Raw genomic sequence first — 15,068 nt, 5'->3', positions numbered from 1 at the left:
GTGAATGGCTGACGCCGGATCACGGGCCGGCGTCGGTTATTGCTGTATTGCTTGTAGGCTTAATGCACCAGTATGCCGGTGAACCAGTAGGCCTGAGCCAAGGTGATCAAACCGACGATCGTTGCAAAGAATAGGCTGTGCTTGAGGGTGAAGCGGAACAGATCCGACTCCTTGCCCACCAGCCCGGTCGCGGCGCAGGCCACGGCGATCGATTGCGGCGAGATCATTTTGCCGGTCACGCCGCCGCTGGTATTGGCGGCCACCAGCAAGGTGTCGTTGACGCCGATCTGGTGCGCGGTGGTCGCTTGCAGCGAACTGAACAGCGCGTTCGACGAGGTATCGGAGCCGGTCAGGAACACGCCCAGCCAGCCAAGGAACGGCGAGAAGAACGGGAACGCCGCGCCGGTGCCGGCCAGTACCAGGGCCATGGTCGACGACATGCCTGAGTAATTGGTGACGAAGGCGAACGCCAGCACCATGCCGATCGACAGAATCGGCCAGCGCAGTTCGTAGAAGGTTTCCTTCAAAGTGGTCAGACCAGTTTTGAAATTGATCTTCAGGACCAGCATCGAAATCAGCGCAGAGAAGAAAATCGCCGTGCCGGTCGCGGAAATCGGGTCGAGTTTGAATACCGCTGGAATGGCCGTTGGATTCGCCACGATCGGCGCAGTCTTGATCACCAGTTGATCAAGATGCGGAATCGCGAAGTTGAACACCCAGCTGTACATCGAGCCGCCCGCAGCGAACATCGCCTTGAAAGGCTTCAGCGTCCAGATCGTCACCAGCACAGTAAGAATCAGGAACGGCGACCACGCCTTGAAAATTTCCCCGAGGCTGTAAGGCGACGCCACGGTAGTGCGCTTCTGGCCGAAACCGCCGACGCTGGCGCTCACCACCGAAGCAGAAACGGCGCCGGCGATGTGTTGGCCGGCTGCACGTTTTGGCTGCCAGATTTTCAGGAACAGGGTCAGGGAAATCAGGCTGGCCAACGCCGAGGTAATATCCGGCAGTTCCGGGCCGATGAAGTTCGACGTGAAGTACTGCGTGATGGCGAAGCTCAAGCCTGCGACCAGCGCGGCCGGCCAGGTTTCGCGCACGCCGCGCAGGCCGTCCATCATGAACACCAGCCAGAACGGCACGAACAGCGACAGCAGCGGCAGTTGGCGACCGGTCATGGCGCCGATCTTGAAGGCGTCGATGCCGGTGACTTGACCGGCGACGATGATCGGAATCCCCAGCGCACCAAAGGCAACCGGTGCAGTGTTGGCAATCAGGCACAAGCCAGCGGCGTAGAGCGGATTGAAACCAAGACCCACCAGCAGCGCAGCGGTGATCGCCACGGGCGCGCCGAAACCGGCGGCGCCTTCGAGGAACGCACCGAAGCAGAAACCGATCAGCAGCACTTGCAGGCGCTGGTCGTCAGTGATCGACAGCACCGAACTGCGGATGACCTCGAACTGGCCACTCTTGACCGTCAATTTGTAGAGGAACACCGCCGCGACGATGATCCAGGCAATCGGCCACAGACCGTAGGCGAAGCCATACCCGGCCGCAGCGAACGCCATATCGATCGGCATCTGGAAGGCGAAGATCGCCACGGCAATCGACAGTGCCAGCGTGATGCTGCCCGCGACATGGCCCTTGAGGCGAAACACCGCCAGGGCGAGAAAGAAGAACACGATGGGGATGACGGCCGCGAGTGCGGAGACGCCGAGACTGCCGAGCGGGCTGTAGAGCTGTTGCCAGGTTTGCATAGTGGGGTGGCCCCTAATTGTTGTTGGTCAGGCACTGTCAGCGTTCTTGGTTAATTGGTAAGACCAATTTACAATCGCTGTTGGCTAGGGTAAAAGCCTTGATATCGGTGTGTCAATTTGTCGCCCTAAAACTTTTGTCGAACATGCGGTGCAGATCGCATCTGCTCCGCTTTCGGCAAGTGACGTCTGCCAGGTGCCGGCAGGGCGCCGATAGGCCAGAATAGAGAGCCCGGCGAGCGGTCGGGATCGTGGAGAAATGAGTTATGGGGTTTGATCAGATACGTTCGCGCCGTTTGTCTGACGACATTGTCGAGCGGCTCGAGGGGATGATTCTCGAGGGCACGCTGAAGTCCGGTGAACGGCTGCCGGCGGAGCGCACGCTGGCCGAGCAATTTGGCGTATCACGTCCGTCGCTGCGCGAAGCGATCCAGAGACTTGCGGCCAAGGGCTTGCTGGTCAGCCGTCAGGGCGGCGGCAACTACGTGGTCGAAAGCCTGGGGTCGACGTTCAGCGATCCGCTGTTGCAACTGCTCGAAAGCAACCCCGAGGCGCAGCGGGATCTGTTGGAGTTTCGCCACACTCTGGAAGCATCGTGTGCCTATTACGCTGCATTGCGCGCCACCGATGTGGATCGCGAGCGCCTGACCGCCGCGTTCGAAGAGCTGCAGGACTGCTATTCGCGCCACGAAGAAGTGAGTCGGGCGGAGGAGGGGGCGGCCGATGCGAAATTCCATCTGGCGATTGCCGAGGCCAGCCATAACGCGGTGTTGCTGCACACCATTCGCGGGCTGTTCGATTTGCTCAAGCGCAACGTCGTGACCAACATCGGCGGCATGTACAAGCAGCGCACGGAGACTCGCGACATGCTGATCACTCAGCATCGGGAATTGTATCTGGCGATTATCGAAGGCCGTGCGGAGCAGGCGCGGGAAGTGTCCAGCCGACACATTCTGTATGTGCAGGAAGTGCTGGAAGAGGTTCGGCAGGAGGTTCAGCGGATGGCGCGGGCGGAGCGGCGCAAGGGGGTGTGATCAGGTGTATTTGTGTTGATGCTGAAATAGCTTTCGCGAGCAGGCTCGCTCCCACATGGAAATTCATTCCAAGGGTGGGAGCGAGCCTGCTCGCGAATACGCGCCAGAGGCAGAAGAGGTTAGTCTTCCTTGCCCTTGTTGCGCACCGCGCGCTGCAATTCGCGACCGGCATCGCGTTCGCGCTCGGTGTCACGCTTGTCGTATTCCTTCTTGCCCTTGCCCAGAGCAATCTCGCACTTGACCATGTGCTTGCTCCAGTACCAGGACAGGCAGACGCAGGCGTAACCCTTTTGCTGCACGGCGGCGGCGAGCTTGTCCAGCTCGCGGCGGTTGAGCAGCAGCTTGCGCGTGCGCACCGGGTCGGCGATGACGTGGGTGCTTGCGGTCATCAGCGGCGTGATGTGGCTGCCGAGCAACCACGCTTCGCCATCCTTGAGCAGCACGTAGCTGTCGACCAGCTGTAGCTTGCTCGCCCGCAGACTTTTTACTTCCCAGCCGGCCAGGACCAGACCAGCCTCGAACTTGTGCTCGATGAAGTAATCGTGTCGCGCCTTTTTATTTTGCGCGATGGTCCCTGTTGGGTGTTTCTTCTGTTTAGCCATAGGGGCGGCATTATATGGAGTTGTTCGGCTGTCGGCTACGGTGATGCTGCGTGCTTGAGCAGGTTGAGTGAATCCCGGACAATGCGGCCTCTTTTTCTAACGCTTGGGCGTGATAAACGATGTCGACAGACAAGGTTTCTGTCCACGGCAGTTGGGCTAGCCGCTGGGTATTCATACTCGCCGCGACCGGTTCGGCCGTGGGACTGGGTAGTATCTGGAAGTTCCCCTACATGGTCGGGGTCTACGGCGGCGGCGCCTTTGTGCTGATGTTTCTGGCCTGCATCGCGCTGATCGGCGTTCCGGTGATGCTCGCTGAAACCCTGATCGGCCGGCGCGCCCGGCAAAGTCCGGCGAACGCTTTAAAGGTGCTGGCGCTGGAAGCCGGGCACTCGCCCAAGTGGTCGTGGGGCGCCTTCGCCGGGATGATCACGGCGTTGCTGATCCTGTCTTTCTATAGTGTGGTCGGCGGCTGGTCGCTGGATTACATCGTCGACATGGGCCGCGGCGACTTCCAGGGCGCGACACCCGACCAGGTCGGCGCGTATTTCGGCAACGTCATCGCCGATCCATGGCGGCTGACACTTTGGCACACGATTTTCATGCTGCTGTCGGCGTTCGTTATTGCCAGAGGCGTGGTTGCCGGCCTGGAACGCAGCCTTCGGATCATGATGCCGCTGTTGTTCGTGATGATTCTGGTGCTGCTGGGCTACAGCATGACCACCGGGCATTTCATGGAAGGTGTGCATTTCATGTTCGACTTCCATCCGGAAAAGGTTCTGGATGGCTTGCTGCCGGCGATGGGGCACGCGTTCTTCTCGCTGAGCGTCGGTGTCGGCTCGATCATGATCTACGGCGCCTACATGCCAAAGAACACCTCGCTGTCGCGTACCGTGGTGGGTGTCGCGTTGCTCGATACGTTTGTGTCGCTGGTCGCCGGTCTGGCGTTGTTTCCGATTGTGTTCGCGGCCGGCCTGAACCCGAGCGAAGGGCCGGGGCTGATGTTTGTCAGCCTGCCGTTTGCCTTTGGTAACGTGGTTTTCGGCCAGTTGATGGGCGTGGTATTTTTCGTGCTGGTGGCGGTCGCGGCCTGGAGTTCGGCGATTTCGCTGCTTGAGCCGATGGTCGCCTACCTGGTCGAACGCACGAAAATCAGTCGCGCGTGGGTCACGTTCTGGCTGGCCTTTACCTGCTGGTTCGTCGGTCTGGGCACGGTGTTTTCCTTCAATATCTGGAAGGAAGCCAAGTTTTTCGTGAACGAAGGCGGAGTGTTCAGTCTCTACCAATGGGGCGCGAAGAGTGGTCTGGATTTCTTCGGCGTGATCGATTTCTTCACCTCGCGGATCATGTTGCCCGTCGGTGGCTTGTGTTTCGTGTTGTTCGCCGGATGGGTCGTGGGGCGTGAGGCGGTGCGCGACGAGTTGTCGATCCGCAACCCGGCACTGTTTGCCCTGTCCCTGTTCTTGATGCGCTACGTGGCGCCTATCGGCATTCTTGTAGTATTTGCCGCTCAGCTCTGGAAGTAACGCTTACATGACGACACATATTCAACGATCCGCGCTGCTGCCTTACCCGGCGCAGTTTCTCTACGACCTGGTCAATGATGTGGCGCGGTATCCGGAATTCCTGCCGTGGTGTTCGGCTGCCGAGGTGCTGGAAAGCTCGCCGGAACACATGCGCGCCAGTGTCGGCGTGGCCAAGGGCGGCCTCAGCCAGCATTTCGTGACGCGCAATACCCTTGTGCCTGGGCAGTCGATTGAGATGAACCTGGAAGAAGGCCCGTTCAATCAGTTGCACGGCGTCTGGGTGTTCAAGGCGTTGAACGAGAAAGCCTGCAAGATCAGCCTCGACCTTTCGTTCGATTATGCCGGGCCGCTGGTGCGCGCTACGTTGGGGCCGCTGTTCAATCAGGCTGCCAACACACTGGTGGACGCGTTCTGCCAGCGCGCCAAACAGATGCATGGTCAGCCCAGTGCTTGAGATTGAAGTGGTGTATGCCGCGGTTGATCGCCAGGTGCTGCGTTCGGTCAATGTGCCGGAGGGCATGACGGTTCGTGCGGCGGTGCAGGCGTCGGGAATCGCTGCTGACTTTCCTGAGCTCAATCTGGATGAGTGCCCGTTGGGTATCTTCGGTAAAGCGGTCGCGGACACGCGTGTGATTCAGGCAGGCTATCGCATAGAGATCTATCGGCCGCTGCTCGCCGATCCCAAGGAAGTGCGCCGTTTGCGAGCGGCCAAAGCGGCAGAGGCCAAGGCCCGAAATCTTTGAGGCGAACAAAACGCAGGCAATAAAAAACCCGGAATGTCCGGGTTTTTTATTGCCTCGCAAAATTATTGCGGCGAGGTGTCCAGCGGTTCTGGCGTTGGCACCGGAACGGTTTCTACGCCATCGACGTCCTTCTGGATCTGATCCAGCAAGGAGCCGGGCTTGGCTGGTTTTTCAGCTTCTGGCTTCTCGGCGTTTTCAGCAGGCGCGGTGACGGTGGTGCCACTGTCCTTGCCGAGAATGGCTTCGTCACGGCTCACGCCCGGCATGAAGTCACCGGACAAGCTGACAAGCTGGTCGTTTGAATTGAAGATAACGCTGACGCGTTCCTGTTGGCGTTCACCGCCACCCGGTTGCAGGCTGTACAGATAATCCCAGCGATCGGCATGGAACGTGTCGGCAAGCAGAGGGTTGCCCATGATAAACCGTACTTGCGGCCGGGTCATTCCCGGGCGTAACTGGTCTATCATGTCCTGCGTGACGACATTGCCCTGCTGGATGTCGATTTTGTAAACCCCGGGGAATGAACAACCGGCGAGTGCGAGCAGTCCCACAAAGGTGAAACTGGTTAGCAAGAGCTTGGTGTTTTGCATCGGTGGGCGACTTCCACTATCTTGGCTGGGACAACGTAAACGCCGATCATACCCGCATTAAGAGAAGCTGCGAAGCAGCATCGCGAGAAAGCTGACCATGGTTGAAAATAGCGAACTACGCAAAGCCGGCCTCAAAGTGACCCTGCCACGGGTCAAGATCCTGCAAATGCTCGACTCCACCGAGCAGCGTCACATGAGTGCCGAGGACGTCTACAAGGCGTTGATGGAAGCTGGCGAGGACGTCGGTCTGGCCACGGTTTACCGTGTCCTGACCCAGTTCGAAGCGGCCGGCCTCGTGGTCCGCCACAACTTCGACGGCGGCCACGCGGTCTTCGAACTGGCTGATGGTGGTCACCACGACCATATGGTCAACGTGGAATCGGGTGAAGTGATCGAATTCTTCGACGAAGAAATCGAAAAACTTCAGAAGTCGATCGTCGAGAAGCATGGCTTCGAAATGGTTGATCACAACCTGGTGCTGTACGTACGCAAGAAAAAGTAAGCATGTCGCGCGAATTTCACATTCGCGAAACGAACGAAGGCGACCCAAGGGTCGCCTTCGTGCTTTCTGCTGCGGGTCAGGCCTTGGCCGTTACCACCATTTTTTTCGCATGGGCCAAGGATTCCTTGGTCAGATCGATACCGCCGAGCATGCGCGCGACCTCTTCGATACGTTCGTTCTTGCTCAGCTTCGCCACAGCGGTGTGAGTCGCTTTTTCATCGCGTACCTTGTGCACGAACAGATGCTGATGCCCTTGCGCTGCCACTTGCGGCAAGTGCGTCACGGTCAGCACCTGGCCGCGCTCGCCGAGACGGCGCAACAATTGGCCAACAATTTCCGCCGTTGGCCCGCCAATACCGACGTCCACTTCGTCGAACACCAGCGTCGGCACGCGTGATGTCTGCGCTGTGATCACCTGAATCGCCAGACTGATTCGTGACAACTCGCCGCCAGAGGCTACTTTCGCCAGGGCTTTCAACGGTTGACCGGGGTTGGCGCTGACCAGCAATTCAACCTGCTCCAGGCCGTTGGGTTGCAGTTCGTCGCCGCTGTTGGCTTTCAATTCAATGGTAAAGCGACCGCCGGGCATGCCCAGGCGCTGGATTTCCTGTTCCACCGCGCTGGCGAGACTGCCGGCGGCCTGATGGCGAAGATCGCTCAGCTCGCGTGCTTTCTCCTGATAATGACGGGCATACGAAGCCAGCTCTTCACCCAGGCGCTCGACGGATTCGTCATTGGCATTCAGTGTTTCGATTTCATCCAGCAGTTTCTGCTGCATTTCTCCGACTTCGGTGGGCTGGATGCGGTGCTTGCGCGCCAGCGTGTAGATGGCGTCGAGACGTTCTTCCAGATATTGCAGGCGCGCCGGGTCGGCATCGAAGTTATCGAGAAAGCGGTTGAGCTCGCCGACAGCTTCTTCGACCTGGATCTGTGCACTGGTCAGCAGGCTGCTGGCTTCGCCCAGCGCGCCGGCGGAATGGTTCACGCTCGACAGGCGGTTGAGGCTGGCGGTCAGCGCATTCAGCACATTCCCGGAATCGCTTTCGCTGCATTGTTCGACCACCTGGCGACAGATGCCCAGCAAGGTTTCGGCATTGGTCAGGTTCTTGTGTTCCTGCTCCAGTTGCTCCAGTTCGTTCTCGCCGAGGCCGAGGTTTTCCAGCTCTTCGAGTTGATAGCTGAGCAGCTGATGCCGGGCGCGTTGTTCGTCGCCGGAGTTGGACAGACGCTCCAGTTCCTGACGAGTCTGGCGCCAGCGCTGGGCGGCAAGCTGCACCTGACGGGCCAGATCGGTGGCGCCGGCGTACTCATCCAGCAAGCGGCGGTGGGTATCGGTTTTCAGCAGCGACTGGTGTTCATGCTGGCTGTGGATATCGATCAGCAGTTCGCCAAGCGACTTGAGGTCGCCAAGCGGGCAGGGCGTGCCATTGATATAGCCGCGCGAGCGACCTTCGGAGGTGATGACCCGACGCAGAATGCACGGGCCGTCGATGTCCAGATCGCGCTCGGCCAGCCAGGCGCTGGCTTCCGGGATGTCGGCCAGATCGAAGGTTGCCAGGATATCGGCCTTGTCGGCGCCCGGGCGTACTACGCCGCTGTCGGCGCGATCGCCGAGAGTCAGGCCCAGCGCGTCGAGCATGATCGACTTGCCGGCGCCGGTTTCCCCTGTGATCACGCTCATCCCGCGATCGAGTTCGAGATCGAGATGTTCAACGATGGCGTAGTTGTGTACGGACAGGTGCACCAGCATAGAGGCCGCTCCCAGGCTTGAGGTCTGGTTATTTATACAGTGTTTTGTTTGGGCCTGACAATGCCCCTGCTTAGCTCGATTCGCTTGGTCGAATAACTTTCTTAGCGCATTCGAGAATGACTAATCAGCACTTTTTTGTAGGGACAATCGAATCCAGCCCTTGAAGCCTGATTTTGCGGCCCCATATATCGGGGCAGAAGCGCGAGTCAGGCTCGCGGACGTAATTGAAAGGAGAATTTCTATGGCTGACGAATCGACAGTAGATCCGCAAAACCCAGAAGCCAATCAGGCGCCCGAAGGTTCGGGTGACGACCTGGCGACCCGTGTACAAGTGCTCGAAGAGCAATTGGCCGCCGCGCAGGATCAGTCTCTGCGTGTTGCTGCCGATCTGCAGAACGTCCGTCGCCGTGCCGAACAGGACGTCGAGAAGGCGCACAAGTTTGCTCTGGAGAAATTTGCCGGCGACTTGCTGCCTATCGTTGACAGTCTGGAGCGTGGCCTCGAGCTGTCGAGCCCGGACGACGAAAGCATCCGCCCGATGCGCGAAGGCATCGAGCTGACGCTGAAAATGTTCCACGACACCCTCAAGCGTTATCAGCTGGAAGCGATCGACCCGCATGGCGAACCGTTCAACGCCGTTCAGCATCAGGCCATGGCCATGCAGGAAAGCGCTGACGTCGAGCCGAACAGCGTGCTGAAGGTGTTCCAGAAAGGCTACCAGCTCAACGGTCGCCTGTTGCGCCCGGCCATGGTTGTGGTCAGCAAGGCGCCTGCGCCAGTTTCGCCTTCTATTGACGAGCAGGCTTGAAATTAGCCGCAAGGCCCCCATTTAGAAGTCAAGCGTTTAAGTATTACCGCAGTCAGCCACCACTGCTGCGGCAAAAAAATCAAAGTTTCGGGAGAGTGAACATGGGCAAAATTATCGGTATCGACCTGGGGACTACCAACTCCTGCGTCTCCGTGCTGGAAAACGGCAAGGCTAAAGTTATCGAAAACGCTGAAGGCGCGCGTACCACGCCGTCGATCATCGCTTACGCCAACGATGGCGAGATTCTGGTAGGTCAGTCGGCCAAGCGTCAGGCTGTGACCAACCCGCACAACACCCTGTACGCAGTCAAGCGTCTGATCGGTCGTCGTTTCGACGAAGAAGTTGTGCAGAAAGACATCCAGATGGTCCCTTACAAGATCGTCAAGGCTGACAACAATGACGCCTGGGTTGAAGTGAACGGCCAGAAAATGGCTCCGCCACAGATCTCGGCTGAAATCCTGAAAAAGATGAAAAAGACCGCCGAAGACTACCTCGGCGAAGCAGTGACCGAAGCGGTGATCACCGTTCCGGCCTACTTCAACGACAGTCAGCGTCAGGCGACCAAAGACGCCGGCCGCATCGCTGGTCTGGACGTAAAACGTATCATCAACGAACCAACCGCAGCGGCTCTGGCTTACGGTATGGACAAGGCCAAGGGCGATCACACCGTGATCGTTTATGACCTGGGTGGCGGTACTTTCGACGTTTCCGTGATCGAGATCGCTGAAGTTGATGGCGAGCATCAGTTCGAAGTGTTGGCCACCAACGGCGACACGTTCCTGGGCGGTGAAGACTTCGACATTCGTCTGATCGACTACCTCGTTGACGAGTTCAAGAAAGAAAGCGGCATGAACCTCAAGGGTGACCCGCTGGCCATGCAGCGCCTGAAAGAAGCCGCTGAGAAAGCCAAGATCGAGCTGTCGTCCGCTCAGTCGACCGATGTCAACCTGCCGTACATCACTGCAGACGCCACCGGTCCTAAGCACCTGAACGTGAAGATTTCGCGTGCCAAGCTCGAAGCACTGGTTGAAGACCTGGTTCAGCGCACCATCGAACCTTGCCGTATCGCCATGAAAGACGCCGGTATCGACGTTGGCGCGATCAACGACGTGATTCTGGTCGGTGGTCAGACCCGTATGCCGCTGGTGCAGAAGCTGGTAACCGATTTCTTCGGTAAAGAAGCTCGTAAAGACGTCAACCCGGACGAAGCTGTCGCAATGGGTGCCGCAATCCAGGGCGCGGTTCTGGCCGGTGATGTTAAAGACGTTCTGCTGCTCGACGTCAGCCCGCTGACCCTGGGTATCGAAACCATGGGTGGCGTGATGACCGCGCTGATCGAGAAAAACACCACGATTCCTACCAAGAAATCGCAAGTGTTCTCGACTGCCGACGACAACCAGGGCGCTGTGACCATTCACGTTCTGCAGGGTGAGCGTAAACAAGCCGCACAGAACAAGTCGCTGGGCAAGTTCGACCTGGCCGACATTCCACCTGCTCCACGTGGCGTGCCGCAGATCGAAGTGACCTTCGACATCGATGCCAACGGCATCCTGCACGTAGGTGCGAAAGACAAGGCCACCGGCAAGACTCAGTCGATCGTGATCAAGGCCAACTCCGGTCTGTCCGACGAAGAAATCGAGCGCATGGTGCGTGACGCCGAGGCGAATGCCGAGGAAGACCGCAAGTTCGAAGAGCTGGCCGCTGCCCGTAACCAGGGCGACGCACTGGTTCACTCGACTCGCAAGATGGTCGCTGACGCCGGTGACAAGGTGACTGCCGAAGAGAAGACTGCAATCGAAGCTGCCGTGGTTGCCCTCGAAGCCGCTGTTAAAGGCGACGACAAGGCTGCCATCGAAGCCAAGGTTGAAGAGCTGTCGAAAGTCTCCGCTCCGGTTGCGCAGAAGATGTACGCCGAACAGGCTCAGCCAGCTGATGGCGCAGCCCCGCAAGGCGAGTCGGCCGAGAAGGCTGATGATGTTGTCGATGCAGAGTTCGAAGAAGTAAAAGACCACAAGTAAGTTGTTGGTCGTCCGGTTGACTGCCTTGCGGCGGTGACTGGTAGGATGTCGCCGCGCGGGAGCTTGCTCCCGCGTTGGCGTATCTGGAATACGCGAATTTTTACAGCATGCGACAACGCTCGGATGTTGGCGGTATGGACGAAAATGCTCCTGCTTTTCGCGCCGCAGATACCGCACCAATCAAGACCAGGATCGTTGAATTGACGTGAGTTGGGTCCGGGCCTTCATGGGGGCTCAACGAGTTTGGCGAGGCTCAGGAGGGGTTTGCCGAACGTCCTTAAGAGTGCAAAGAACTTATGGCAAAGCGTGACTATTACGAAGTATTGGGTGTCGAGCGAGGCACGAGCGAAGCGGACCTGAAGAAGGCCTACCGCCGCCTGGCAATGAAGCACCACCCTGACCGTAATCCGGGCGACAAGGCTTCGGAAGAGGCGTTCAAGGAAGCCAACGAGGCTTATGAAGTGTTGTCCGACGCCAGCAAGCGCGCGGCGTACGACCAGTACGGTCATGCCGGCGTGGACCCAAGCATGGGTGGCGGCGGTGCCGGTTTCGGCGGGCAGAACTTCTCCGATATTTTCGGCGACGTCTTCAGCGACTTTTTCGGTGGCGGTCGCGGCGGTTCCCGTGGCGGCGCTCAGCGTGGCAGCGACTTGCGCTACACCCTGGAGCTGAATCTGGAAGAGGCGGTGCGCGGTACCTCGGTGAATATCCGTGTGCCGACGCTGGTCAACTGCAAGCCGTGCGATGGCTCGGGGGCGAAGAAAGGCTCGTCGCCGTCGACCTGCCCGACCTGTGGCGGCATCGGTCAGGTGCGCATGCAGCAAGGCTTCTTCTCGGTGCAGCAAACCTGTCCGCGCTGCCATGGCCAGGGCAAGATCATTTCCGACCCGTGCGATTCATGCCACGGTGACGGTCGCGTTGAAGAGTACAAAACCCTGTCGGTCAAAGTGCCGGCCGGCGTCGACACCGGCGATCGCATTCGTCTGTCCGGCGAAGGCGAGGCGGGGACGCAGGGTGGCCCGACGGGCGATCTGTACGTGGTCATCAATGTCCGCGAACACGACATCTTCCAGCGCGACGGCAAGCATCTGTTTTGCGAAGTGCCGATCAGCTTCGTCGATGCAGCGCTGGGCGGCGAGCTGGAGATTCCGACCCTCGACGGTCGGGTCAAACTGAAAATCCCGGAAGGCACCCAGACCGGCAAGCAGTTCCGCGTGCGTGGCAAAGGTGTGGCGCCGGTCCGTGGCGGTGGTGCAGGCGACTTGATGTGCCGCGTAGCGGTCGAGACGCCAGTCAACCTCAATCGTCGTCAGCGTGAACTGCTGGAAGAGTTCCGCAGCTCGCTGGCCGACGACAACAGCCATTCGCCGAAAACCACTGGTTGGTTCGATGGTGTGAAGCGTTTCTTCGGCGATCTGTAAGGAGTCAGCATGCGACGTATAGCTGTGATGGGCGCTGCTGGGCGCATGGGCAAGATTCTGGTCGAAGCCGTGCAGCAGCGCGCGCCGCTGACCGGTCTGACGGCCGCGGTGGTGCGTCCCGGCAGTACGCTGATCGGTGTCGACGCCGGTGAGCTGGCTTCGCTGGGGCGCATCGGTGTGCCGCTGTCCGGGCATATTGAGGCCGTTGCGGAAGAGTTCGACGTGCTTATCGACTTCACGCTGCCGGAAGTGATGCTGAAAAATCTGGCATTCTGCCGCAAGGCCGGCAAAGCCATGGTCATCGGCACCACCGGGCTGGACGCCGCGCAGAAGCAGTTGCTGGTCGAAGCAGGCAAAGACATTCCGATCGTCTTTGCGGCCAACTTCAGCGTCGGCGTCAATCTGTCGCTGAAGCTGCTCGACATGGCAGCACGTGTCCTGGGCGATGAAGCGGACATCGAAATCATCGAAGCGCATCACCGGCACAAGATCGACGCGCCGTCGGGCACCGCGCTGCGCATGGGCGAAGTCATCGCCAGTGCGCTGGATCGTGATCTGCAGAAAGTTGCGGTCTACGGTCGCGAAGGTCACACCGGCGCCCGTGAGCGTGAAACCATCGGGTTCGCCACCGTGCGCGGTGGCGACGTGGTGGGTGATCACACCGTGTTGTTCGCCTGCGAGGGCGAGCGTCTGGAGATCACGCACAAGGCCTCGAGCCGCATGACATTCGCCAAGGGTGCGGTGCGTGCCGCGCTTTGGCTGGACGGTCGTGAGCCGGGCCTTTACGACATGCAGGACGTGCTCGAACTGCGTTGATGCAGTGCTGAACCCGGTGCAAACGCCCTGTTTGCACCGGTTTTTCTCCGCTTGGCGACGACCTGTCGCATTCTCCGGCCTTTAGGGCTCTTTAGCGGTGGACCAAAAAAGCCTTTTTCTGTAAGCTACAGCTTTAGTGTGTCCACTAAAAGCGCGCAGAATAATTCAGTGAAGAAGCGGGGTGACGTGTCCATACGTCACTCCGCTTTTTTACAACCTGCGATCGCCCTTTCATGCGTTATTTACGGGAGGTCTTCTTGACTAAGCCAGCCATACTTGCCCTTGCTGATGGCAGCATTTTTCGCGGCGAAGCCATTGGAGCCGACGGTCAGACCGTTGGTGAGGTGGTGTTCAACACCGCAATGACCGGCTATCAGGAAATCCTTACCGATCCTTCCTACGCCCAACAGATCGTTACCCTGACTTACCCGCACATCGGCAACACCGGCACCACGCCGGAAGACGCCGAGTCCGACCGCGTATGGTCCGCTGGCCTGGTCATCCGTGACCTGCCGTTGGTAGCGAGCAACTGGCGTAACACGATGTCGCTGTCCGATTACCTGAAAGCCAACAATGTCGTGGCGATCGCCGGTATCGACACCCGTCGTCTGACCCGCATCCTGCGTGAAAAGGGCGCGCAGAACGGCTGCATCATGGCCGGTGACAACATCTCCGAAGAAGCCGCCATCGCCGCTGCGCAAGGCTTCCCGGGCCTGAAGGGCATGGACCTGGCAAAGGTCGTCAGCACCAAGACCCAATACGAATGGCGCTCGACGGTCTGGGATCTGAAAACCGACAGCCACGCGACCATCGACGCTTCCGAGCTGCCGTATCACGTGGTGGCCTTTGACTACGGCGTCAAGGTCAACATCCTGCGCATGCTGGTCGAGCGTGGCTGCCGCGTCACCGTGGTGCCTGCCCAGACCCCGGCTGCCGATGTCCTGGCGCTGAAGCCGGACGGCGTGTTCCTGTCCAACGGCCCGGGTGATCCGGAGCCATGCGACTACGCGATCCAGGCGATCAAGGACGTGCTGGAAACCGAAATTCCGGTCTTCGGTATCTGCCTCGGTCACCAGCTGCTGGCTCTGGCCTCCGGCGCCAAGACCGTGAAGATGGGCCACGGCCACCACGGTGCCAACCACCCGGTGCAGGATCTGGACACCGGCGTTGTGATGATCACCAGCCAGAACCACGGTTTTGCGGTCGACGAAGCCACCCTGCCGGGCAACGTTCGCGCGATCCACAAATCGCTGTTCGACGGCACCCTGCAAGGCATCGAGCGCACCGACAAAAGTGCGTTCAGCTTCCAGGGCCACCCTGAAGCGAGCCCGGGCCCGAACGACGTCGCGCCATTGTTCGACCGCTTCATCAACGAGATGGCCAAGCGACGCTAAGCGTTCGCCTTGAGACTGTAGAGAGAAGCCCTCGAGGGCGGCCCCGGCACCGGTGGCCCCTTCGGGACTTCAGAAATCGATCAAGACGGCTTGCCGACTGACCTGCGGATTTGAGT

General features: G+C 59.4%; 14 protein-coding genes. 10 read left to right on the top strand and 4 right to left on the bottom strand.

Going from position 1 to position 15,068, the window contains the following annotated elements:
- Positions 1–59: 59 nt before the first annotated feature.
- Positions 60–1,754 (bottom strand): lactate permease LctP family transporter, encoded by a 1,695-nt coding sequence (locus BLU24_RS24780; protein ID WP_093104806.1) that lies wholly within the window; start codon positions 1,752–1,754, stop codon positions 60–62.
- A 263-nt stretch (positions 1,755–2,017) separates the two neighbouring features.
- Here BLU24_RS24780 and BLU24_RS24775 point away from each other — a divergent pair, with 263 nt between their 5' ends.
- Positions 2,018–2,785, top strand: a complete 768-nt coding sequence (locus BLU24_RS24775) for a GntR family transcriptional regulator (protein ID WP_093104802.1) — start codon at positions 2,018–2,020, stop codon at positions 2,783–2,785.
- Between the two features lie 119 nt (positions 2,786–2,904).
- Here BLU24_RS24775 and smpB read toward each other — a convergent pair whose 3' ends face one another.
- Entirely contained in the window at positions 2,905–3,387 is a 483-nt protein-coding gene (gene smpB / locus BLU24_RS24770) for an SsrA-binding protein SmpB (protein WP_007953781.1), read from the bottom strand.
- Positions 3,388–3,506: 119 nt separating this feature from the next.
- On the opposite strand from smpB, the gene BLU24_RS24765 reads away from it, so the two are divergent.
- From BLU24_RS24765 to BLU24_RS24755, 3 genes are read left to right on the top strand one after another with little or no spacing between them, the layout of a single operon-like run.
- Positions 3,507–4,910, top strand: coding sequence for a sodium-dependent transporter (locus tag BLU24_RS24765; RefSeq protein WP_093104799.1), 1,404 nt, complete (start codon positions 3,507–3,509; stop codon positions 4,908–4,910).
- A gap of 7 nt (positions 4,911–4,917) precedes the next feature.
- Positions 4,918–5,364 carry a type II toxin-antitoxin system RatA family toxin gene (locus tag BLU24_RS24760; protein WP_090281361.1) on the top strand — a complete coding sequence of 149 codons (447 nt, stop codon included), beginning with the start codon at positions 4,918–4,920 and terminating at the stop codon, positions 5,362–5,364.
- Entirely contained in the window at positions 5,345–5,653 is a 309-nt protein-coding gene (locus BLU24_RS24755; RefSeq protein ID WP_093104795.1) for an RnfH family protein, read from the top strand. The genes BLU24_RS24760 and BLU24_RS24755 overlap by 20 nt, the downstream gene beginning before the upstream one ends.
- 62 nt (positions 5,654–5,715) lie before the next feature.
- Here BLU24_RS24755 and BLU24_RS24750 read toward each other — a convergent pair whose 3' ends face one another.
- Positions 5,716–6,243: an outer membrane protein assembly factor BamE gene (locus tag BLU24_RS24750; protein WP_093104791.1), complete on the bottom strand. Its 528-nt coding sequence runs from the start codon at positions 6,241–6,243 to the stop codon at positions 5,716–5,718.
- A gap of 97 nt (positions 6,244–6,340) precedes the next feature.
- On the opposite strand from BLU24_RS24750, the gene fur reads away from it, so the two are divergent.
- Entirely contained in the window at positions 6,341–6,745 is a 405-nt protein-coding gene (fur, locus tag BLU24_RS24745) for a ferric iron uptake transcriptional regulator (RefSeq protein WP_016771770.1), read from the top strand.
- Positions 6,746–6,821: 76 nt separating this feature from the next.
- Here fur and recN read toward each other — a convergent pair whose 3' ends face one another.
- The gene (gene recN, locus BLU24_RS24740; RefSeq protein ID WP_093104788.1) at positions 6,822–8,495 is read right to left on the bottom strand and encodes a DNA repair protein RecN; all 1,674 of its coding nucleotides are present in this window, start codon (positions 8,493–8,495) and stop codon (positions 6,822–6,824) included.
- A gap of 241 nt (positions 8,496–8,736) precedes the next feature.
- Here recN and grpE point away from each other — a divergent pair, with 241 nt between their 5' ends.
- From grpE to carA, 5 genes are all read left to right on the top strand, one after another.
- Positions 8,737–9,303, top strand: a complete 567-nt coding sequence (gene grpE / locus BLU24_RS24735; protein WP_090281700.1) for a nucleotide exchange factor GrpE — start codon at positions 8,737–8,739, stop codon at positions 9,301–9,303.
- A 101-nt stretch (positions 9,304–9,404) separates the two neighbouring features.
- Entirely contained in the window at positions 9,405–11,321 is a 1,917-nt protein-coding gene (gene dnaK, locus BLU24_RS24730) for a molecular chaperone DnaK (protein WP_039759567.1), read from the top strand.
- 296 nt (positions 11,322–11,617) lie between these two features.
- Positions 11,618–12,742 carry a molecular chaperone DnaJ gene (gene dnaJ / locus BLU24_RS24725; protein ID WP_090281702.1) on the top strand — a complete coding sequence of 375 codons (1,125 nt, stop codon included), beginning with the start codon at positions 11,618–11,620 and terminating at the stop codon, positions 12,740–12,742.
- Positions 12,743–12,751: 9 nt separating this feature from the next.
- Positions 12,752–13,558 (top strand): 4-hydroxy-tetrahydrodipicolinate reductase, encoded by an 807-nt coding sequence (gene dapB, locus BLU24_RS24720; RefSeq protein WP_090281703.1) that lies wholly within the window; start codon positions 12,752–12,754, stop codon positions 13,556–13,558.
- A gap of 257 nt (positions 13,559–13,815) precedes the next feature.
- Positions 13,816–14,952, top strand: coding sequence for a glutamine-hydrolyzing carbamoyl-phosphate synthase small subunit (gene carA / locus BLU24_RS24715; RefSeq protein ID WP_093104784.1), 1,137 nt, complete (start codon positions 13,816–13,818; stop codon positions 14,950–14,952).
- The last annotated feature ends 116 nt before the right edge of the window (positions 14,953–15,068 follow it).

Origin of the sequence: Pseudomonas sp. Z003-0.4C(8344-21) (assembly GCF_900104975.1) — a bacterium.
GTDB classification, from domain to species: domain Bacteria; phylum Pseudomonadota; class Gammaproteobacteria; order Pseudomonadales; family Pseudomonadaceae; genus Aquipseudomonas; species Aquipseudomonas granadensis.
Note: the sequence above shows the minus strand (reverse complement) of the source record. Positions and strands in the feature narration are given on the sequence as shown.

What these genes read in the sequence shown, in the direction of transcription:
- BLU24_RS24750 (WP_093104791.1), bottom strand. Translation starts at nt 6,243, where the DNA reads ATGCAAAACACCAAGCTCTTGCTAACCAGTTTCACCTTTGTGGGACTG.
- dapB (WP_090281703.1), top strand. Translation starts at nt 12,752, where the DNA reads ATGCGACGTATAGCTGTGATGGGCGCTGCTGGGCGCATGGGCAAGATT.
- BLU24_RS24780 (WP_093104806.1), bottom strand. Translation starts at nt 1,754, where the DNA reads ATGCAAACCTGGCAACAGCTCTACAGCCCGCTCGGCAGTCTCGGCGTC.
- BLU24_RS24760 (WP_090281361.1), top strand. Translation starts at nt 4,918, where the DNA reads ATGACGACACATATTCAACGATCCGCGCTGCTGCCTTACCCGGCGCAG.
- dnaJ (WP_090281702.1), top strand. Translation starts at nt 11,618, where the DNA reads ATGGCAAAGCGTGACTATTACGAAGTATTGGGTGTCGAGCGAGGCACG.
- grpE (WP_090281700.1), top strand. Translation starts at nt 8,737, where the DNA reads ATGGCTGACGAATCGACAGTAGATCCGCAAAACCCAGAAGCCAATCAG.
- BLU24_RS24755 (WP_093104795.1), top strand. Translation starts at nt 5,345, where the DNA reads ATGGTCAGCCCAGTGCTTGAGATTGAAGTGGTGTATGCCGCGGTTGAT.
- dnaK (WP_039759567.1), top strand. Translation starts at nt 9,405, where the DNA reads ATGGGCAAAATTATCGGTATCGACCTGGGGACTACCAACTCCTGCGTC.
- BLU24_RS24765 (WP_093104799.1), top strand. Translation starts at nt 3,507, where the DNA reads ATGTCGACAGACAAGGTTTCTGTCCACGGCAGTTGGGCTAGCCGCTGG.
- smpB (WP_007953781.1), bottom strand. Translation starts at nt 3,387, where the DNA reads ATGGCTAAACAGAAGAAACACCCAACAGGGACCATCGCGCAAAATAAA.
- recN (WP_093104788.1), bottom strand. Translation starts at nt 8,495, where the DNA reads ATGCTGGTGCACCTGTCCGTACACAACTACGCCATCGTTGAACATCTC.
- BLU24_RS24775 (WP_093104802.1), top strand. Translation starts at nt 2,018, where the DNA reads ATGGGGTTTGATCAGATACGTTCGCGCCGTTTGTCTGACGACATTGTC.
- fur (WP_016771770.1), top strand. Translation starts at nt 6,341, where the DNA reads ATGGTTGAAAATAGCGAACTACGCAAAGCCGGCCTCAAAGTGACCCTG.